Genomic DNA, 262 nt, shown 5'->3' with positions numbered 1-262 from the left:
AAGATCAATACTCGCCTCACACGGATGGGAATCGCCTCCTATTCCATTGCCAGAAAGGCGGGCGAGGGAAACTTGTATTGCTTGGCACGTCCCGGCCAGGTCGAAGGCGACATGAAGTCTTTGAGTGAGGGTGAGAAGACCCTCATTTCCTTCCTCTACTACCTGGAATGCCTTGGGGGATCGGACACGGCTGAGGGCGGTGCTGTCGATCTTGGGAGGACCATTACAGTCATTGATGATCCGATATCCAGCCTGTCCCACA

At 54.6% G+C, this 262-nt stretch carries 1 protein-coding gene; it reads left to right on the top strand.

The annotated features are described in order from the left end of the window. A partial coding sequence (locus tag SB719_RS20890; protein ID WP_412159853.1) for an AAA family ATPase occupies nt 1-262 on the top strand: 262 nt, incomplete at both ends.

The organism is Pantoea sp. SIMBA_079, from assembly GCF_046940275.1.
Taxonomy (GTDB): domain Bacteria; phylum Pseudomonadota; class Gammaproteobacteria; order Enterobacterales; family Enterobacteriaceae; genus Pantoea; species Pantoea borealis.
This window is presented reverse-complemented; position numbering and strand designations above follow the sequence as displayed.